Origin of the sequence: Guopingia tenuis (assembly GCF_014384805.1) — a bacterium.
Lineage (GTDB): Bacteria > Bacillota > Clostridia > Christensenellales > Christensenellaceae > Guopingia > Guopingia tenuis.
This window is the reverse complement of record NZ_JACRSS010000004.1, coordinates 82,182-100,263: the sequence shown is the minus strand read 5'-3', so window position 1 is coordinate 100,263 and position 18,082 is coordinate 82,182. Positions and strand designations below refer to the sequence as shown.

Annotated in this window: 22 protein-coding genes; 12 read left to right on the top strand and 10 right to left on the bottom strand. The window is 54.8% G+C overall.

Features of this window, described 5'->3' with window-relative positions; all coding sequences use genetic code 11:
* Nucleotides 1–8 precede the first annotated feature (8 nt).
* From H8693_RS08735 to H8693_RS08685, 10 genes are all read right to left on the bottom strand, one after another.
* On the bottom strand, nt 9–1,388 hold the full coding sequence (locus tag H8693_RS08735; protein ID WP_178618854.1) for a peptidoglycan D,D-transpeptidase FtsI family protein: 1,380 nt from the start codon (nt 1,386–1,388) through the stop codon (nt 9–11).
* The gene (locus H8693_RS08730) at nt 1,385–2,635 is read right to left on the bottom strand and encodes an FtsW/RodA/SpoVE family cell cycle protein (protein WP_249280648.1); all 1,251 of its coding nucleotides are present in this window, start codon (nt 2,633–2,635) and stop codon (nt 1,385–1,387) included. Before H8693_RS08730 ends, H8693_RS08735 begins: the two co-directional genes overlap by 4 nt.
* Entirely contained in the window at nt 2,619–3,092 is a 474-nt protein-coding gene (locus H8693_RS08725) for an FHA domain-containing protein (RefSeq protein ID WP_178618848.1), read from the bottom strand. Before H8693_RS08725 ends, H8693_RS08730 begins: the two co-directional genes overlap by 17 nt.
* A gap of 28 nt (nt 3,093–3,120) precedes the next feature.
* Nucleotides 3,121–3,648 (bottom strand): hypothetical protein, encoded by a 528-nt coding sequence (locus tag H8693_RS08720; protein ID WP_249280647.1) that lies wholly within the window; start codon nt 3,646–3,648, stop codon nt 3,121–3,123.
* 12 nt (nt 3,649–3,660) lie between these two features.
* A complete protein-coding gene (locus H8693_RS10685; RefSeq protein ID WP_283243778.1) occupies nt 3,661–4,296 on the bottom strand; it encodes a J domain-containing protein in 636 nt (211 codons plus the stop codon).
* Nucleotides 4,297–5,154, bottom strand: coding sequence for a DUF5685 family protein (locus H8693_RS08705; RefSeq protein ID WP_249280646.1), 858 nt, complete (start codon nt 5,152–5,154; stop codon nt 4,297–4,299).
* A gap of 343 nt (nt 5,155–5,497) precedes the next feature.
* Nucleotides 5,498–5,788, bottom strand: a complete 291-nt coding sequence (locus H8693_RS08700) for a helix-turn-helix transcriptional regulator (RefSeq protein WP_249280645.1) — start codon at nt 5,786–5,788, stop codon at nt 5,498–5,500.
* 208 nt (nt 5,789–5,996) lie between these two features.
* On the bottom strand, nt 5,997–6,569 hold the full coding sequence (locus tag H8693_RS08695; RefSeq protein WP_249280644.1) for a manganese catalase family protein: 573 nt from the start codon (nt 6,567–6,569) through the stop codon (nt 5,997–5,999).
* Nucleotides 6,570–6,572: 3 nt separating this feature from the next.
* A complete protein-coding gene (locus H8693_RS08690) occupies nt 6,573–7,001 on the bottom strand; it encodes a spore coat protein CotJB (RefSeq protein ID WP_249280643.1) in 429 nt (142 codons plus the stop codon).
* A 20-nt stretch (nt 7,002–7,021) separates the two neighbouring features.
* Nucleotides 7,022–7,267, bottom strand: coding sequence for a spore coat associated protein CotJA (locus tag H8693_RS08685; protein ID WP_249280642.1), 246 nt, complete (start codon nt 7,265–7,267; stop codon nt 7,022–7,024).
* A gap of 212 nt (nt 7,268–7,479) precedes the next feature.
* Between H8693_RS08685 and H8693_RS08680 the strand changes: the two genes are divergently transcribed.
* The 12 genes from H8693_RS08680 to H8693_RS08625 are packed head-to-tail and all read left to right on the top strand — an operon-like array spanning nt 7,480 to nt 17,558.
* Nucleotides 7,480–7,965: a MarR family winged helix-turn-helix transcriptional regulator gene (locus H8693_RS08680; protein WP_249280641.1), complete on the top strand. Its 486-nt coding sequence runs from the start codon at nt 7,480–7,482 to the stop codon at nt 7,963–7,965.
* Between the two features lie 5 nt (nt 7,966–7,970).
* Entirely contained in the window at nt 7,971–8,924 is a 954-nt protein-coding gene (locus H8693_RS08675) for a beta-ketoacyl-ACP synthase III (RefSeq protein ID WP_249280640.1), read from the top strand.
* Between the two features lie 55 nt (nt 8,925–8,979).
* Entirely contained in the window at nt 8,980–9,927 is a 948-nt protein-coding gene (fabK, locus tag H8693_RS08670; protein WP_249280639.1) for an enoyl-[acyl-carrier-protein] reductase FabK, read from the top strand.
* A complete protein-coding gene (locus H8693_RS08665; RefSeq protein ID WP_249280638.1) occupies nt 9,915–10,841 on the top strand; it encodes an ACP S-malonyltransferase in 927 nt (308 codons plus the stop codon). The genes fabK and H8693_RS08665 overlap by 13 nt, the downstream gene beginning before the upstream one ends.
* The gene (gene fabG, locus H8693_RS08660; RefSeq protein ID WP_249280637.1) at nt 10,835–11,575 is read left to right on the top strand and encodes a 3-oxoacyl-[acyl-carrier-protein] reductase; all 741 of its coding nucleotides are present in this window, start codon (nt 10,835–10,837) and stop codon (nt 11,573–11,575) included. Before H8693_RS08665 ends, fabG begins: the two co-directional genes overlap by 7 nt.
* 12 nt (nt 11,576–11,587) lie before the next feature.
* Complete coding sequence (fabF, locus tag H8693_RS08655; protein WP_249280636.1) at nt 11,588–12,832, top strand: beta-ketoacyl-ACP synthase II; 1,245 nt, start codon at nt 11,588–11,590, stop codon at nt 12,830–12,832.
* A gap of 6 nt (nt 12,833–12,838) precedes the next feature.
* The gene (accB, locus tag H8693_RS08650) at nt 12,839–13,294 is read left to right on the top strand and encodes an acetyl-CoA carboxylase biotin carboxyl carrier protein (RefSeq protein ID WP_249280635.1); all 456 of its coding nucleotides are present in this window, start codon (nt 12,839–12,841) and stop codon (nt 13,292–13,294) included.
* A 17-nt stretch (nt 13,295–13,311) separates the two neighbouring features.
* Nucleotides 13,312–13,737: a 3-hydroxyacyl-ACP dehydratase FabZ gene (gene fabZ, locus H8693_RS08645; protein WP_249280634.1), complete on the top strand. Its 426-nt coding sequence runs from the start codon at nt 13,312–13,314 to the stop codon at nt 13,735–13,737.
* A gap of 12 nt (nt 13,738–13,749) precedes the next feature.
* Nucleotides 13,750–15,084, top strand: a complete 1,335-nt coding sequence (accC, locus tag H8693_RS08640; RefSeq protein WP_249280633.1) for an acetyl-CoA carboxylase biotin carboxylase subunit — start codon at nt 13,750–13,752, stop codon at nt 15,082–15,084.
* 7 nt (nt 15,085–15,091) lie between these two features.
* Complete coding sequence (accD, locus tag H8693_RS08635; RefSeq protein WP_178621588.1) at nt 15,092–15,961, top strand: acetyl-CoA carboxylase, carboxyltransferase subunit beta; 870 nt, start codon at nt 15,092–15,094, stop codon at nt 15,959–15,961.
* Nucleotides 15,958–16,740 (top strand): acetyl-CoA carboxylase carboxyltransferase subunit alpha, encoded by a 783-nt coding sequence (locus H8693_RS08630; RefSeq protein ID WP_178621570.1) that lies wholly within the window; start codon nt 15,958–15,960, stop codon nt 16,738–16,740. Before accD ends, H8693_RS08630 begins: the two co-directional genes overlap by 4 nt.
* On the top strand, nt 16,737–17,558 hold the full coding sequence (locus H8693_RS08625) for a DegV family protein (RefSeq protein ID WP_249280632.1): 822 nt from the start codon (nt 16,737–16,739) through the stop codon (nt 17,556–17,558). Before H8693_RS08630 ends, H8693_RS08625 begins: the two co-directional genes overlap by 4 nt.
* Nucleotides 17,559–18,082 lie beyond the last annotated feature (524 nt).

The window sequence follows — 18,082 nt, the reverse complement described above, 5'->3', positions numbered from 1 at the left end:
TTCTGTTTTCAGCGGATGGCCCTTGCCATAACTTTGCCCGCCATGGGCGCGGCATACCGCGAGCCGTAGCCCGCTCCTTCAAAGATGACGGCAATGGCATAGGGATGTGCGGAATCCTCAATAAAACCCACGAACCAGGAATGGTTTTTCACTTCGCCGTCCTCCACAAATTCCGCCGTACCCGTCTTGCCATACATGGTTGTGCCCTTGACGGCGGCGGAAGTTCCGGTTCCGGATTTCACCACCTCCATCATATATTTCTTGATGGTCCGGGCAGTGGCGGCATCCGTCACCTGGCCGGCCTTTGCCGGCGTATAGTTAAACTGGGTGTATCCATTGAAATCCACACTCTTGAGCAGTTTGGGTTCCATCATCACGCCATCGTTGGCAATCGCGCCAGCGATCATGGCCGCATGCATAGGGGTAATCAGATCGTTATACTGCCCGATGCCGGCCCAGGCCACGTCGCCTTCTTCCTCCGAAACTTCAAAATTGCTGCGGTACAGGTTGATATCCGAGAAATTCCATTCCTTATTGAAGCCGAACTTGGACGCCTCCTGCAAAAGCCGCTGTCCGCCGATCTTGACGGCAAGATTAGCAAAATAGGTGTTGCAGGATTTGGTAAAGGCGCTTTCCAGCGTCAGCTCTCCATGTGCCGTACCTCCGGCGCAGGTGACCTTCTGCCCCTCAATAATATCCTCGCCTGTGCAGGTATATTTGATATCGATGCCTTCTTCCACAGCGGCGGCGGCCGTCATGATCTTCATGACAGATCCCGGCGGATAGCGGCCCATGGTGGCCCGGTCAACCAGGCTGGTATCCTCCGGCGTATCCTTCCCCACAGTCTGCGGGTCAAAGGCCGGCAGGGAAACGCTGGCCAGAATTTCCCCCGTCTTATAGTTCAAAAGCACGACAGAGCCTTTTTTTCCGCCCATCTGGTCATAGATATATTCGCAAAGCTCGGAATCAATGGTCAGGGAAATATCGTTTCCGTTTTTATCCTGCCCGGTTCCGATATCCTTGATGCGCTCGAGAATATCCTTATCCATGCCATAGAGATACTTGGCGAAAATTGTCTCCGCTCCCACAGATTTCCCATAGGCGTCACCCAAAACATGGGACAGGGCCCGCCGGGTATCTGCATTCCCGGCATATTGGCGGGAGCCATCCTCTGTCCATACCATCCGGTTGCCGTTCCGGTCATAGATCGATCCGGCAATGATGGACTCGGCGGCGCTGTGCAGCCGCGGGTTATAGGGCGTAGCGAACCATTTTTCCCCATACATGAGGACAGAGTAGCCCAGATATACGATGAGCACAGCAAACAGGGTAATGAATATCCCCATACATACCCGCACATGGCGCTTAAATTTCTGCGTATCCTTCATCGCATCTCACCACCCATCATTTCCAGCGCCGCTTCATCCGCCTTCCCGTTTTTCACTGCCACACCTTCGATGATCCCCAGCTGAATCATGGAGGCGAGAATTGAGCTGCCTCCATAGCTGACAAAGGGCATGGTGATCCCCGTCAGAGGAATGAGCTTGATAACGCCGCCGATGATGATAAAACTCTGAAGCGAAAGCATGGCCGTGCAGCCAAACACCAGAAGGGCGTCATAGGTGCTTCGGGCATCCAGAGCAATCAAAATTCCCCGGACAATAAACACGAGATAGAAGATGATGACGAAGATCCCGATGATAATCCCAAATTCCTCGCCGATCACGGCAAAAATATAGTCGCTGGAGCGAACAGGAATCACCTCCGGCATCCCGCGCCCCAGGCCCACGCCCAGAAGGCCGCCGCTGGCCAGCGCCATCAGGCCCTGGACAATCTGATAGCCGCCGTCCTGATAGACGCTCCAGGGGTCCTGCCAGACCTCCACCCGCGTCCGCACATGGCTGAAGAGCTTATAGCTGGCAAAAGCGCCGCCGCCCAAAATCCCCACGCCCAGCAGCGTGAGCCAGGTGCGCCCAGTGGCCGCATAAAACATAATGAGGAAAGTGCCGCTGATGAGCAGCGCCGCCCCCAGGTCCTTTTCCACCACCAGCAGCATGACGCAGACGGCGGTAAAAAACATATACGGAATAAAGGAAACCAGCTTATCCCGGGTCGTCAGGAAATAGGCGGAAACCACAATAAACAGAATCTTCGCAAACTCACTGGGCTGGACCGAGATGAATCCCAAATCGATCCAGTTCTTTGCGCCGCCTGTCGTCCGCCCCAGCACCAGCGTGCTGGCAAGAAGCAGCAGCGTCAGGCCCATGAACACCCAGTTTAAGCGGCCAAAGTCCCGGCTGCGCCGGATGAGCACCATCATGACGATCATAGCCAGGGTTCCGATCAGAAGGCAGACAAACTGCTTGAGGGCCAGCTCCGGGTCCAGCCGGTATAACACCACCAGGCCAAGGGACCACAAAAACTGCGCCGCCAGCAGAACAAAGCGATCGATATGTTTGAAGGAAACCTTCATCATGTTATATTGAAACAAATTATAAAACACGAGGACGCCGCCGGCTACCAGCGTCATGATATCGAATTTTCCATCCCGCAGCGAAAGCAGGCCAAACGCCGGAAGAATGAACAGAAGCTGCAGAAACAGGATGGAGGTCGCGCCTTTACGCTTGATCGTCATGCGGTTCTTCCTCCTCCTGGGGTTTGATATATACCGACGCCTCAATTTCCCCGAAGCTCACGGTATCGCCCGTAAAAATTTCATGGGGATGGGTCGCCTTGCGCCCGTTGATCTTCGTGTCGCTGCCGTTTAGGGGAATGAGCATCACCCGCCCCTTTTTTCGGTTAATCATGGCATGATTTTTATGAACGCTGGGGTCGGCAATGACGATATCCGCGCTCCGCGAATTTCCCACCAGGTTTTCCTTCATGATCCCGATGCGCTCGCCCAGCACGTCGTCCGCGCCGCCGATGATCTCCAAATAGCCGATATACTGGCCTACTTCGCCCATGACCGCTTTGCGTTCCCGGTATTCCGAACGGGAAACCAGGATCAGCGTCAGCAGCATCAGGCCGATAATCAGAATAAACCAATAGCGCATTCCAAAGGCTACGGTTTGATAAATCTCGCTGGACATAGCCGTTTTATCCCCTTTCCTTTTTGCCCTATCCCCGGATGAGCTTGCTGCGGATCACCCGCACATAGAATAAGGTGAGCTTGGAATACAGAAAATCATAGACGACAAACACGACCTGGGCAATGGTGATCAGCGCCCAGAGGGGCAGCGCCTCCAGCAATCCCGGGGCAAATACCCCATATGCCAGAAAATAGATGGCGGCCAGACATACGTCAAAATAGAGCAGCTTCAAAATAAAGGCCGTCACCTTGTCGCGGATCTTCTCAATAAAGTATTTCCCGATTCCATAGTGTCCAAACAGGAGGACATAGGGCAGCACGGTCAGCAGATTGGGAACGATGAGAAGCCCCAGCCCCGACACCACGGCAAACGTCATGAGCGCCGTCACCGGCTCATCCTCCACCAACAGGCCGGCAATGAAAATCGAGCTCAAAAAATACAGAGACAGCCGGCCGCTGGGCAGGATCGCCGCCAGATAGAGAACGATCAGCGTCATGGCCGCAAACATGGCCGCCAGGCTGATCCGGTGGGTCTTGACCGTGTAATCCTTGCGCATTCCTTTCCCTCCTTAGCAGCAGCGTCCGCCGCCGCAGCACAAATCCGCGCACATTAGCCCTGTGCAAATATCGCACATGCTGCATCCGCCCACATTGGTCCCGTTGCCATAAAAGCCTCCAAATCCCTGGCCCATATGGTTGACGGACTGATATGCCTGGGCATATTCCGGGTTGGAGGGATTCATGTTATAGGCCTGGGTGAAATGCTGCCGGGCACCGTCATACCAGCCTTTACGCAGACACACCACCCCCATGAGATAATACCATTCAGCATCGTGATCCGTCATGGAATTTAAAATAGCTTCCGCACCGCCGATATCGTTCATTTGGATTTTCGAGCGGACGGTATTGTATTTGGGGTTGCTGCTATAGCTGCTATAGGAGCTGCGGTAGCCCGCGTTTCCATAAGAGGACTGATAGCGGCTCCCGTTGGCGCTCTCATAGCTGGCCGAGGACTTATTCTGCCGCATGCGCTGAATTTCGTCATAGGCCGCGTTGACTTCCTTGAGCTTTTCCGAGGCCATATCCTTCAGATCGCTGTCCTTATATTTATCGGGATGGTATTTTTTCACCAGCTCCCGATATGCCTTTTTGATTTCCTCATCCGACGCTGACCGGCTCACGCCCAGCACACTGTATGGATCCATTCACGTTTCCTTTCCGCTTTCCTTTAGAATTTGTTCTGTCTTTTTATATAACCCGCTGTAGAGAATATTATCGAGAATTTCCTTGTGCTTTTTGATCTCCAGAAGGTCATAGGCCGCGCAGGCTGCATGGAGCGAACTGTTCAGGCTGAAAGCCGCCGTTTCCTTCATCTCCCCGCCGGACTGTTCCGCCGCATCTTTTCCATACCGGCAGAGAAACGGATTATAGGCGCCTTTCCTGGCATCCCGCTGCCGGTCATGATATGCGTCGGCCAGATAGATCCAGCGGCCCAGGTTATATCCCAGATGCCCCAGCACCTTCTCTTCGTCCTTATGTTTCCCCAGCCCGGCAAAAATATCGCGCAGCATGCCCGCAAAGGCATCGGCCACCTTATCCAGATTGGACTCTTTCTCCCTCTCCATTTGGGAAAGCCGCTCCAGTGCCTCTCCAATGGATGCCGCCGCCCGGGGGTATTTCCGGCCCGCCTTGCGGTATACGCCCCGGTAAGCCAGCAGCATAGCCCCGGCCCCCAGGTTTTTATCATCCTTCACCTTATCCCTCAAGTTGTCCGCAGCGAGCAGAACGTTGACAGCCGCCGCATATTCCGCGCCATGGTCCCGGGCAAAGCCGCGCTTTCGGATAGGACTCACAGGGCACCGCTTCTTTGCATATTCTGGGATGCTGTCCTCCAGCGCCGCTCCCAGGATATAGAGGAAGGTGCAGTCGTAGCTCAGCACAAGCCGGGGAAGCTGTCCATAGTCCCGGCGAATCTGGCGGCATAGGCCGCAGTAATATGCCCGAAAGGTTTCAAAATCCCGGACTTTCATCTCCGGCTTGTCTATGCTGATGTATCCAAACAAACGCTTTCCCCCTGCTGCGGGCTGTTTTGCCGTCTTTCTTACATATTATATATAATTATATCACATGCGCCGCCCAATCCAAAACCACCCGAGCATTTCCCGTCCACATCCCTCCGGATAACGGGACTTGCCTTGCCGGTCATACCTGTTTGGCGAGGGCAACGAGACTCCCTATTCCTTGGGCAACGGGTAGTCTCCCGCCTATCCCTTTCTGGATAACTCGCATTGCTGATCCAGCCGTGCCTGTCCGGCGAGGGCCGTGCATTCATTATACCATTCCGGCAGCGCAATGCCAATCTTTCTCCCCACCTCCCTATCTTTTTTTAACAGAATTGTAACTTTCTTATTCCTTCGGCAGTTCTCCGTCTTTCCTGTCCCGGCGCGGCTTGCGTTCACCTGCTTCCAATTCCGGATTTTCAAATTCTTCTGTCTCAAAGAATTTGGATAGCGTCAATTCAAAGGCAGAACTGAGCAGAAAAATAGTGCGGATCGTTGGATTGCAGCTTTTCCCATATAGGATATTCTTGATGGTCGTGCAGTTCACTCCCATCCGGGTAGCCAAGGCGTTGACGGAAATCCCTTCCTTCAGCAACAATTCCTCGATTCTTTCTTTGAGAACATCTTCCAGTTTCATAAAAATACCTCCTCGATCATCGACTTTTTATAGTCCGTATTTGTTTCCAATTTTAGGAAAAAATGGAATATAATATAGACTTTAAAAAGTCTATTACAGATTTTTACAGCGCCAGAGTTTAAATAACGCCCTATCATTTTTATCGTGGAGGTTTTATAACTTTCCTATACCAAAAAGACCGCCGGAAATCCGGCGGTCGTCGCTGCCTTTAGAAGCACTTTTTGGAATCGTAGTAATTATACAGGATTTGCAGCGCTTCTCCGAACCGTTGATAATGGACAATTTCCCGTTCCCTCAGGAACTGCAGCGCTCCAATGGTATCCGGGTCGTCACACATGCGGATGACGCCTTCATATCCAGCGCGGGCCTTTTCCTCTGCTGCCATATCGTTGGCAATATTCGCAATAGGATCGCCCGTCGTCCCCACATAGGCCGCGGTCCAGCTCTCGCGGTTCCAGTTCGCCGGGAAGGGGCAATCGCCAAATTCCGCCGCCCAGCCATCCATGCCCGCCGCACGCAGCTCATCTTTTGAGCAGCCGTTTAAGAGCATTTTCAGCATTACACTCAGCATTTCCACATGGCTCAGTTCCTCGGTTCCGATGTCCGTCAATGTCGCCTGCACACATCCCACCGGCATGCAGTACCGCTGGTTCAAATATGTGGTGCTGGCGGTCATCTCTCCATTCGGCCCGCCCAGCAGCATGGCGATGAGCTTTGCCATCCGCGCATTGGGTCTGAGATTTTTTACAGGATAAATCAATTTTTTCTCATAGATCCACATAGTTTATTTGTCCTCCATTCCGCAACCGCAATTCTGGCTCCAGGGGAAGGGCTGAGAAACCCATTTCCATTCCCCTTCGCTGGTCGAGTTTCCAAAGTTCTGCAAGGGGCCATAATTTTTCACATACATATCTTTCAGGGCCCGCAGCTGCTCGGCATAGCAGTTGTAATCCGAAAGCGCCCGCTTATCATCGGGATGAGTGTCCAGATACAGATTGATATCAACGCAGATAAATTCGCACTGCTGGATCTGTTCCATCAGTCTCGCCTGGTTTTCCGGGCAAGCCGGACGGCCGCCACGCAGGTTTTCGCAGTTTCCCCGCGAACGGAAATCCGTACCGTTGGAGCAGCCACAGCTGCGGGGCTGCGGCGCCGGACGGCCGCAGGAGCAGGAGCGCCCTGCCCGGTTGTTATTCATATTGCACGGCATCATATTTTGTTTCCCTCCTTTCCCTATTTCGAGATATTTGTATAGGGCATATACAAATCGTTGAAGAATGTCCCGTTATGCAGGGCGCATTCCGGCGCGGCACAGTTGGTATATGTCTGGGATACCACATATGCCCGCGCATAGGGATTCATTGCGCTGCCTGCATCGGCAAAAAAGTTTGCCACTTTACACTTCTGTGCTTCCTGGGCGCAGGTGGGCGCCTTAGTATATGCACTATAGAAGTAAGGAGCCTGACTGTTACATTTCATATCGGCATTTGCCTCCTTTTTTTAATGTAAATTAACACTATATACTATGTCCGCCCCCAAAAATTGGTGTCTGGTTCCCTCGCCCTCCTTTTTCCCGCCGCTTGTGAATTTTCTATGAAGAATGCCTTCCTTGCTTTTCCATTTTATTGACAAAGAAAAGGACGGGTTTTATAATTAGTTTGTTTATCTAAGTAATTGGGAGGAAGCGTTCCATGGACAATTTTTCTGCCCAGCTCAACGACCTGTTGGTTGGCGCCTATCATTCCATCGGAAAACTGGAAGAATTATCCTTAAAAAGCGTCAAGTCCGTGGATCTGAGCATCAGCGAGCTTCACCTTTTGGAGGCTATTGGAAAAGGCAATGCGGAGGGCTATACCATCGGCCAGCTGGCCCAGGATATGGGAATTACCCTGCCGTCGGTAACCGTCGCCATAAAAAAACTGGAAAAGAAGGGTTACGCCCAGAAAATCCGCAGCGACAGCGACGCCCGGCGCGTCCATGTGATCCTGACCCGGCGCGGCCGAAAAATGGAGGCTATGCACCGCTATTTTCACCGCCAGCTTGTCTGCGCCCTTCTCTCTTCCATGGAGGAAGGCGAAAAACAGCAGCTTTTTCGCGCCATGCAGAAATTAAATGCCTTTATTCAGCATACCATTGAAAATTTATCAGCGTCTGCCAGCAGACGAAGCAAGGAGTGAACATCTTGAAAATCTTGGGAACCGGCAGCATGCAGCCTGCCATGACAATTTCAAACGACGATTTATCTACCTTTTTAGATACCAGCGACGAATGGATCTCCACCCGCACCGGCATCAAGACCCGGCAGGTCATTTCCACGGAAACTCTCGATGCGCTGGCCATTTCCGCCTCCCAGCGCGCCCTTGAGGACGCGGGCATTTCCCCGGAGCAGCTGGATCTAATCGTATGTTCCACCGTCCAGGGCGACCATATCACTCCTGCCACTGCCTGCATCATCGCCGGCGGAATCCGAGCAAAATGCCCTGCTTTTGATATCAATGCTGCCTGCGCGGGCTTCGTCTTTGCCATGGATATCGCCGAAATGTACCTGCGGGCCGGGCATGCGAAGCATATCCTCATCGTCGGCGCAGAGGCTGTGACCCGGATCGCCGACTGGTCGGATCGGGCCAGCTGTGTTCTGTTCGGGGATGGAGCGGGCGCTGTCGTCGCTGCCGCCGGGGAAAACTATCTTTCCTCCCGGCTCACAACCACCAGCAATACCCCGGTTCTCTATGCACCCTCTTTTGGCGGCAACTGCCCCTATACCGAACACAAGCCCTCCGCCCCCTATCTCCATATGGCCGGGCAGGAGGTCTACCGCTTTGCCGTTTCTACCTCTGCGGAGGATCTCCGGATCGTCGCCGCAGATGCAGGGGTTTCTCTCGACGATATCAAATATTTTGTTCTGCACCAGGCCAATCACCGCATCCTGGATGCCGTCCGCAAGCGCTTAAAGCAGCCGGAGGAAAAATTCCCCTCCAACATCCACCGCTGCGGCAACACGTCTTCGGCCAGCGTCCCTCTGCTTCTGGATGAGCTAAACCGGACGGGCCAACTGGAAGAGGGCGATCTTTTGGCCATCAGTGCCTTTGGCGCCGGGCTGACCACCGGCTCCTGCGTTCTCCGTTGGGGCAAATAACCGGATCTCCGGTTTTTGAAATCATATTCTATTTTTTATTGTAAGGTGAGGTTTTATGAAAAAGACAAGAGTTTGTGACATGCTGGGAATCGAATATCCCATTTTCCAGGGCGGCATGGCCTGGATCTCCGACGCCTCTCTGGCCGGAGCCGTCAGCAATGCGGGCGGGTTGGGCATTATCTCCGCCATGAACGCAGATGCGGACTATCTTGTGGAGCAGATCCGCAACTGCCGAAAGATCACGGATAAACCCTTCGGTGTCAACATCATGCTCATGAGTCCCCATGTGGATGACGTGGCGAAAATCGTCATGGAAGAACATGTGAGCGTCGTAACAACCGGCGCCGGGCTTCCCTCCAAATATATTGGGGATTGGGTCAATGCCGGCATCAAGGTCATTCCCGTCGTCCCTTCCACGGCCATCGCCAAACGCGTCGCCCGGATGGGCGCTTCTGCCGTCGTCGCTGAGGGCGGAGAATCCGGCGGGCATGTGGGCGATCTGACGACCATGACTCTGGTGCCCCAGGTCTGCGACGCTGTAGACATTCCGGTCATCGCCGCCGGCGGCATTGCAGACGGGCGCGGCATCGCGGCCTCCTTTATGCTGGGTGCAGAAGGCGTACAGTGCGGCACCTGCTTCCTGGTGGCCGAGGAATGCACAGTGCATGAGAATTACAAGGAAAAGGTATTAAAGGCCAAGGATACGGATACCATCGTCACGGGCAAGCGCCTGGGGCATCCCGTCCGTTCGCTGAAAAATCCTTTTTCCCGCAATTATATGAAGCGGGAATATGACCCGGCCTGCTCGGACGACGAGCTGGAACAGCTGGGCGTCGGCGCACTGCGCAAGGCGGCCCGGGAAGGCGACGTCCAAAACGGCTGTTTCCCCGCCGGGCAGATTGCCGCCATGGTCAATCAGCCGGATACCGCAGCGCACATCATAGAGCGCATGTTCCGCGAGGCGGATGAGGTTTTGAAGGGAGCGGGCAGATGGGTAGAATAGCTTTCGTATTTTCCGGCCAGGGAGCGCAGTATCCCGGCATGGGCAGGGATCTTTATGAGGCTTCTCCCGCTGCCCGGGAAATCTTCGATCTGGCGGAATCCCTCCGCCCGGGGACGCTCTCCCAGTGCTTCTCGGGAACAAAGGAGGAGCTTTCCCAAACCATCAACACCCAGCCCTGCCTCTTTGCCATGGATCTGGCCTGTGCGGCGGCGTTGGCCGAAGCGGGCGTGAAGGCAGAGGCGGCGGCGGGCTTCTCTTTGGGAGAGGTGGCGGCGGCAGCCTTTTGCGGGATGATGCCGGCAGCGGACGCCTTTCAGGCCGTCTGCAAGCGGGGGGAATGGATGGATGCCTGCGCCCAGGCCCATCCCGGCTCCATGGCCGCCATCGTCAAACTGACGGCGGAGCAGGTGGAAGCTCTTTGCCGGGAGTTTTCCCAGGTCTATTCCGTGAACTATAACAGCCCGGGCCAGACAGTGGTCGCGGGCGCCCGGGAGGAAATGCCCTCTTTCATGGAAAAAGCAGCGGCGGCAGGCGGGCGGGCCATCCCGCTGGCGGTCAGCGGCGCGTTTCATTCCCCCTTCATGGAGGAGGCTTCAGAAAAGCTGCATGGTCTTTTAAACTCTCTGCCCCTCTCTCCTCCCGCTCTGCCCCTCTATGCCAACGCTACAGCCCTTCCCTATGGGGAAAACCCGGCGGAGCTGCTGTCCCGGCAGGTGAAAAGCCCGGTGCAGTGGCAAAAGACAGTTGAAAATATGCTGGCGGACGGGTATGATACGTTTATAGAAGTGGGCGCGGGCAAGACCCTCGCCGGACTCATCAAAAAAATCGGCGGCGCAAAGCGGATCTGCAACGTGACCGACTGCGCCACTTTACAGGCTACATTGGAAGCATTAAAGGAGGACTCAGCATGCTGACAGGAAAAACCGCTCTCGTCACCGGCGCATCCCGGGGCATCGGCCGCGCCATCGCCCTAAAGCTGGCCAGCGAAGGAGCAAACGTCGCCATCGTCTATGCCGGAAACCAGGCCGCCGCAGAGGAAACCAAGGCTCTGGCTCTGGAAAACGGCGTGAAAGCCGAATGCTATTGCTGCGATGTATCGGATTTTGACAAGGTGGCCCAGCTGGTCGCCACGGTAAAGGAAGAATTTGGCGGCATCGATATTCTCGTGAACAACGCCGGGATCAACCGGGATAAGCTGGCCATGCAGATGAAGGAAGCGGATTTTGACGACGTCATCGCCACCAATTTAAAAGGCGCTTTCAACACCATCCGGCAGGTCTATCCTCTGATGGTTCGCAGGCGCAGCGGACGGATTCTCAATATCTCTTCCGTGGCGGGCGTCTGCGGCAACGCGGGCCAGGCCAACTATTCCGCCGCCAAGGCGGGCATGATCGGCCTCACCAAAAGCATTGCCAAAGAGGTGGCCTCACGGGGCATCACCTGCAACGCCATCGCTCCCGGCTTCATCGCCACGGATATGACCGATGCCTTGCCTGAAAAGGTAAAGGAGGGCGCCCTTGCCACCATCCCCATGCGGCGGATGGGAACCCCGGAGGAAATTGCCGATGTTGCTGCCTTTTTGGTTTCGGATGCGGCTTCCTATATCACCGGAGCCGTCCTTCAGGTGGACGGCGGCTTGAATATGTAAGCGGAGGTACCTATGAATCGAGTTGTTATTACTGGACTGGGCACGATCTCTCCCGTTGGGAACAGCGTGCCGGAATTTTGGAATCATATTGTTCATGGAGAAATAGGCATCGGACCGATTACCCGGTTTGACACGACGGATTACAAGGCAAAGGTGGCGGCGGAGGTCAAGGATTTTGACCCCATCGCCTTTGGAATTGAGAAAAATACAGCCCGGCGCATGGATATCTATTCCCAATATGCCATGGCGGCGGCTATTCAGGCTATGGAGGACAGCGCCCTTGCGGGGCACATCGAGCCGGAACGGCTGGGCGTCTATGTGGGTTCCGGCATCGGCGGCATGCATACCTTTGTCACGGAGACGGAAAAGCTCCTGACCAAGGGGCCGAAGCGGGTTTCCCCCCTCTTTATTCCCATGATGATCGGCAACATTGCCGCCGGGAATATCGCCATTCATTTTAACGCTCAGGGGCCCTGCCTCCCGGTGGTGACCGCCTGCGCCACCTCCACCCATGCCGTGGGCGAGGCTTTTCATGCCATCCGCCACGGCTATGCCGACGCCATCATTGCCGGCGGTGCAGAGGCGACGATTGAGCCTCTGGCGGTCGCCGGGTTTATAAACTGCATGGCACTAAGCCTTTCCGAAGACCCGGCGGCGGCTTCCCTTCCCTTTGATCAGCGGCGGGCCGGGTTTGTCATGGGCGAGGGTTCGGGCGTCCTCGTTCTGGAGGAATATGAGCACGCCAAGAAGCGCGGCGCGAAAATCTATGCCGAAATCTGCGGCTATGGAAACACCTGCGACGCCTATCACATCACCGCTCCCAGCCCGGAGGCAGAACCCAGCTCCCGCGCCATCGCTCTCGCGGCGAAGGAAGCCGGCCTGACGGAAAAGGATACTCTCTATATCAATGCTCACGGCACAGGCACCCCCTTGAATGATAAGGCGGAGACGCTGGCCATCAAAAAGGCTCTGGGCGAGAATATGGCCCGCCGGGCGCAGATCAGCTCCACCAAGTCCGTCACCGGGCATATGCTGGGAGCTGCGGGGGCCATCGAGGCCATTGTTTCGGCATTGACCCTGAAGAACGGCATCATCCCCCCCACCGCTGGGCTCACCCAGCCGGACCCGGAATGCGATTTGGACTACGTCCCCCTGAAGGCGCGGGAATGCGATGTCACCGTCGCCCTTTCCAGTTCCCTGGGCTTTGGCGGGCATAACGGCTGCATTGCCCTCAGAAAAGTTTGCGAGGAGGCATAACCACCCATGAATATCAAACAGATCAAATCCCTTGCGGATATTTTGAAAGAAAGTGACCTGAGCGTTCTGGATATTTCCGAAGGCGAGCTGCATATTCACCTGGAGCGCGGAACAGCCGCGGCTCCCGCTGCCGTCGCTCCTGCTGCTCCGGCAGCCGGCCTGACGGAAACAGCTCCGGCGGAATCCCTGCTTCCCGAGGACCGTTCCTCTGAGCTGGATTTCAACGACGCCAAGGATATCAAGGCCCCCATGGTGGGCGTATTCTATTCTGCCCCCAGCCCGGGCGCCACACCCTATGTTTCCATTGGGAGCAAGGTGAAAAAGGGCGATGTCCTCTGTATCATCGAGGCCATGAAGCTCATGAACGAGATTACTTCGGATTTTGACGGCGAAATTGTGGATATCTGCGCCATGGACGGCGATGTTGTGGAATATGGACAGCCGCTGTTTAAAATCTGCTAATTAGGAGGAAACCTGCTATGACACGCGAAGAATTGAAGGAATATCTTCCTCACCGGGAACCTATGCTCCTGGTGGATGAAATCACAATGGATGAAAACAACGTGGCACACGGCATTTATCATGTCCGCGGCGACGAATTCTTCCTTCAGGGGCATTTCCCCGGCCAGCCCGTGGTTCCCGGCGTCATCCTCTGCGAGATCATTGCCCAGTCCTGCGCCCTGCTTCTGGGCGATGCCCTCAAGGGCAAAACCCCTTTCTATACGGGCATCGACAAGGTAAAATTCAAGCATCAGGTGGTTCCCGGCGACACGGCGGAGATCACGGCCTATATTGAAAAACAAAAGGGCGTGTTTTACTTCACCCATGGGGAGCTTCGGGTGGGCGGCAAGCTCTGCGTCACCGGCAAATTCTCCTTTGCGCTCATTGAAAACAGCGGCAAATAAGGAGGGACCGGATTGTTTGCAAAAATTTTGATTGCCAACCGTGGGGAAATTGCCGTGCGCATCATCCGGGCCTGCAAGGAAATGGGCATTTCCACGGTCGCCGTCTATTCCGAGGCCGACCGCGACGCCCTGCATGTGAGCCTGGCGGATGAAAGCTACTGCATCGGCCCGGCGGCTGTGCAGAAAAGCTATCTCAATATGGGTTCCATTCTGTCCGCCGCCATATTGAGCAAGGCCGAGGCCATTCATCCCGGCTATGGCCTTCTCTCGGAAAATCCCAAGTTTGCCTCTCTCTGCGAGCAATGCCATCTGGGCTTTATTGGCGCGCCTTCGGCGGTAATCCAGAAGATGGGCGATAAGGACGAAGCCCGCCGGACCATGAAAGCGGCCGGTGTCCCTGTCATCCCCGGAAGCGATATTCTCGCCGATGTGGATGCGGCCAAAGTGGCTGCCCGGAAAATCGGCTTTCCCCTGCTCATCAAGGCCCGCGCCGGCGGCGGCGGTCGGGGCATTCGGCTGGTAAACAGCGAGGACGAGTTGGAAAACGCCTTTCTCTCGGCTTCTTCCGAGGCAGAGAGCGCCTTTGGCGACGGCGCCTGCTATATGGAGAAATATCTTTTCCCCGTCAAGCATATCGAAATGCAGGTGCTGGCAGATCAGCAGGGAAATGTCGTCTGCCTGGGTGAGCGGGAATGCTCCATGCAGCGCAAAAAGCAGAAGCTCATTGAGGAAAGCCCTTCTCCGGCCGTTTCTGAGGAGATGCGCCGCCAGATGATCGAAGTTTCCACAAAAGCGGCCAAAGCGGCCAACTATGTGGGCCTGGGGACCATTGAATTTCTTTTGACTCAGGATCATCAATTCTATTTCATGGAGATGAACACCCGCCTGCAGGTTGAGCATCCGGTCACCGAGATGGTCACGGGCATCGATCTGGTGAAATGGCAGATCCGCGTTGCGGCGGGCGCTCCCCTGGATTTTTCCCAGGAGGACATTACTCTTGGCGGCCATGCCATCGAATGCCGCATCAATGCTGAGGATCCGGATAACGGTTTCCGCCCCAGCTGCGGTCGGGTCACGCTTCTGCATGTCCCGGGCGGCCCCTGGGTCCGTTTTGACACGGCGCTTTATCAGGACTATTTCATCCCGCCCTATTATGATTCCATGATCGCCAAGCTTATTGTGCATGCCAAAACCCGGGCGGAGGCCATCCGCAAGATGCAGGCTGCCCTATGCGAGATGGTGGTGGAGGGAATCGACCATAACGGTTCGCTCCAGATTGACCTGATGAATGAGCCGGCCTTTATTGACGGCAGCTATACCACGAGTTTTTTAGAGAACAGGGAGTGAAACGATGATGTTAAAAAAGAGTATGTTTCGCAAACCCAAAATAGAATTGGAGGGCTATGACAAGCTCCAGCAGACCTCATCCCCCAGCGTTCCGGACGAGATGTGCGTCTCCTGCCCCAGCTGCAAGACCATGCTGTTCTCCAACGACCTTTGGGAACACAAATATGTCTGCCCGGGCTGCGGCCATCATTTCCGCGTCAACGCCCGGCAGCGCATTGCCTTTATCTGCGATGAGGATTCCTTCCAGGAAAAGGATGCCGATTTCTCCTCGGAAGACCGCCTGGGCTTCCCCGGCTATGCCGCCAAGCTCAAAGCGGCCCAGCTGGAAAGTGCGGAAAAGGATGCGGTGGTCACGGGCTTTGCCAAGATTTCCGGCTATGCCTGCGGCTTCTTCGTCATGGAGCCTTATTTCATGATGGGTTCCATGGGAACCATCGTGGGCGAAAAGATCACCCGCCTGTTTGAAGAGGCCACTGAGAGAAAGCTCCCGGTCATCGGTTATACGGTTTCCGGCGGCGCCCGGGTGCAGGAGGGGATGTTCTCTCTCATGCAGATGGCCAAAACCAGCGGGGCCGTGAAATGGCATAGCGATGCCGGCCTTCTCTATATCACCATTCTCACCAATCCCACCACCGGCGGCGTCACTGCCAGTTTCGGTATGGAAGGAGATATTATCCTCGCCGAACCCGAAGCGCTCATTGGCTTTGCTGGCCCCCGGGTCATTGAGCAGACCATGCGGCAAAAGCTGCCCCAGGGATTCCAGCGGGCGGAGTTCCTGCTGGATACCGGCTTTGTTGACCATATTGTAGACCGGCGGGAACAGAAAAAAACACTGGCTCATCTGCTGGCCCTGCATGAAGGAGGTGGCAACGCATGACAGCCTATGAAAAAATCTGCGCAGCCCGGGACAAAGACCGTCCCACTGCTACAAAATATATAGAGAACATCTTTGAAGGCTTTTTTGAGCTGCATGGCGACCGCCGCTATGCCGATGACAGCGCCGTAATCGGCGGGCTGGCCACGCTTTCCGGCCGGCCGGTAACGGTCATCGCCCTGGAGCGAGGGGCGGATACCAAGGATCGGATCGCCCGGAATTTCGGTTCCGCCCACCCGGAAGGCTATCGAAAGGCCCTGCGCCTCATGCGGCAGGCAGAAAAATTTCACCGTCCGGTAATCTGTTTAATCGATACCTCCGGCGCCTATTGCGGGATTGGCGCGGAAGAGCGCGGCCAGGGGCAGGCCATTGCCGAAAATCTTATGGCAATGATGTCTTTAAAAACTCCAATTATATCCATCCTCATCGGCGAAGGTGAAAGCGGCGGGGCTCTCGCTCTGGCCGTGGCCGACCAGGTCTGGATGCTGGAAAATTCGGTATATTCTGTCCTCTCGCCGGAGGGCGCGGCCAGCATCATCTGGAAAGATGCCTCCAAGGTGGAAGAGGCCAGCGAATCCCTGAAATTCACTGCGCAGGATCTCCTGTCCTTTGGGATCATTGAGCGCATCTTTGCGGAGCCGGAGGGCGGGGATTTCTCCCCTCTCTATGAGGAACTTCGCCAGGCGCTGGTGCAGACCCTGGAGCAGGAAAGCACGCTTTCATCCAAAACGCTTTTGAAAACCCGATATGAAAAATTCCGAAAGATAGGGAGGCAAGTATGATCGCCATTGTGACAGACAGTTCGGCCGGCATCAGCCGGGAAGATGCAAAGGAATGGGGCATTTCCATCGTTCCCATGACCTATACAGCCGATGAAAAGCAGTTTTTTGAGGATTATATCGGCAAAAACCGGAACTATGAAGATTTGATCGAGCAGGACGATGGCGAGCTGCGTACTTCTCAATCCTCCATCCGGGCGTTTACCCATATTTTCCGCTATCTTTTGGGAAAAGGTTACGACATCCTCTGTTTGAGCATTTCTTCCCGTCTCAGCGGAACCTATAACAACGCCTGCGTTGCAGCCCGCAATCTGGATGAGGAAAAGGCACATATCCGCGTTGTGGATTCGCGGACGACTTCCGGCGGGCTCTTTCTCCTGGCCCGAGAGGCCAAGCGGAAAATCCAGGACGGTGCGACGCTGGAGGAAGCGGCGGCCTATGTTCACGATATCCGTTCCCAGATGGAGACACATTTTACCGTGAAGGATATGGCTCCCCTGCGGCGCAGCGGCCGCCTGGGAGTCGTCCGGCAGTCCGTCGGGACGATTCTGAATATCCGTCCCCTTCTGGCCATCAAAAACGGCTGCGTCGTCGCCACAGGTACGGTGCGCGGCAATCATGAAAAACTCCGGGCACTGGAAAAGCTGGTGCCAGCGGAAGCCAGGGAGGTAATCGTCAACCATCTCAAGAACGATTCCGAGGCGGAAAAGCTGGCTATGCAGTTGAAAAAACGCCATTCCACGGTTCTTATCCGTCCCATCGGCCCAGTTTTGGGCATCCATCTGGGGGTCGGTTCCATCGGGGTCTCCTGGCATATATAATAAATAGAAGAAAACTGTGCTAAAAAGCAGCATGGTCATGGCAAAATGGCTATGCTGCTTTTTTATATGAACGTAAATTTTTCCCTAAAAATTACAATTCCGGCACTTTTTGAAAGTTGATGCTCACGATGATCTTTTCCTGCCTGTATTCTTTTCTAACTCCTGCATCTCTGTTCCCCAGGTCAGTTCGCGCAAGATTGTTTCTCCCATCCTTTTCTTATAGGCAATCATGTTTCTGACGTTTTTTTAGTCATTGCCAGAATCATTTTCCCGACGATACCTCAAAATCTCTGCAAAATCCAGCCGCACGAATCAATACATAGACCATTATGTTTCTGAACACGCTTTGGTGCTATACTCTCTATTTCTCTCATTTCTCCATAAGTCTTTCTCCATTCCAAAATCATCCTTTGCCGAATAATACCGAATTTTTTCAGAATCGCGCGGATTATATCTTTATGCGGTTTTTATTGACACTCCTCATATACCGTAGTATAGTGTTCTTATATTGGAACAATGGGAGG

What these genes read in the sequence shown, in the direction of transcription:
- H8693_RS08735 (WP_178618854.1), bottom strand. Translation starts at nt 1,388, where the DNA reads ATGAAGGATACGCAGAAATTTAAGCGCCATGTGCGGGTATGTATGGGG.
- H8693_RS08730 (WP_249280648.1), bottom strand. Translation starts at nt 2,635, where the DNA reads ATGACGATCAAGCGTAAAGGCGCGACCTCCATCCTGTTTCTGCAGCTT.
- H8693_RS08725 (WP_178618848.1), bottom strand. Translation starts at nt 3,092, where the DNA reads ATGTCCAGCGAGATTTATCAAACCGTAGCCTTTGGAATGCGCTATTGG.
- H8693_RS08720 (WP_249280647.1), bottom strand. Translation starts at nt 3,648, where the DNA reads ATGCGCAAGGATTACACGGTCAAGACCCACCGGATCAGCCTGGCGGCC.
- H8693_RS10685 (WP_283243778.1), bottom strand. Translation starts at nt 4,296, where the DNA reads ATGGATCCATACAGTGTGCTGGGCGTGAGCCGGTCAGCGTCGGATGAG.
- H8693_RS08700 (WP_249280645.1), bottom strand. Translation starts at nt 5,788, where the DNA reads ATGAAACTGGAAGATGTTCTCAAAGAAAGAATCGAGGAATTGTTGCTG.
- H8693_RS08695 (WP_249280644.1), bottom strand. Translation starts at nt 6,569, where the DNA reads ATGTGGATCTATGAGAAAAAATTGATTTATCCTGTAAAAAATCTCAGA.
- H8693_RS08690 (WP_249280643.1), bottom strand. Translation starts at nt 7,001, where the DNA reads ATGATGCCGTGCAATATGAATAACAACCGGGCAGGGCGCTCCTGCTCC.
- H8693_RS08685 (WP_249280642.1), bottom strand. Translation starts at nt 7,267, where the DNA reads ATGAAATGTAACAGTCAGGCTCCTTACTTCTATAGTGCATATACTAAG.
- H8693_RS08680 (WP_249280641.1), top strand. Translation starts at nt 7,480, where the DNA reads ATGGACAATTTTTCTGCCCAGCTCAACGACCTGTTGGTTGGCGCCTAT.
- fabK (WP_249280639.1), top strand. Translation starts at nt 8,980, where the DNA reads ATGAAAAAGACAAGAGTTTGTGACATGCTGGGAATCGAATATCCCATT.
- H8693_RS08665 (WP_249280638.1), top strand. Translation starts at nt 9,915, where the DNA reads ATGGGTAGAATAGCTTTCGTATTTTCCGGCCAGGGAGCGCAGTATCCC.
- fabG (WP_249280637.1), top strand. Translation starts at nt 10,835, where the DNA reads ATGCTGACAGGAAAAACCGCTCTCGTCACCGGCGCATCCCGGGGCATC.
- fabF (WP_249280636.1), top strand. Translation starts at nt 11,588, where the DNA reads ATGAATCGAGTTGTTATTACTGGACTGGGCACGATCTCTCCCGTTGGG.
- accB (WP_249280635.1), top strand. Translation starts at nt 12,839, where the DNA reads ATGAATATCAAACAGATCAAATCCCTTGCGGATATTTTGAAAGAAAGT.
- fabZ (WP_249280634.1), top strand. Translation starts at nt 13,312, where the DNA reads ATGACACGCGAAGAATTGAAGGAATATCTTCCTCACCGGGAACCTATG.
- accD (WP_178621588.1), top strand. Translation starts at nt 15,092, where the DNA reads ATGTTAAAAAAGAGTATGTTTCGCAAACCCAAAATAGAATTGGAGGGC.
- H8693_RS08630 (WP_178621570.1), top strand. Translation starts at nt 15,958, where the DNA reads ATGACAGCCTATGAAAAAATCTGCGCAGCCCGGGACAAAGACCGTCCC.
- H8693_RS08625 (WP_249280632.1), top strand. Translation starts at nt 16,737, where the DNA reads ATGATCGCCATTGTGACAGACAGTTCGGCCGGCATCAGCCGGGAAGAT.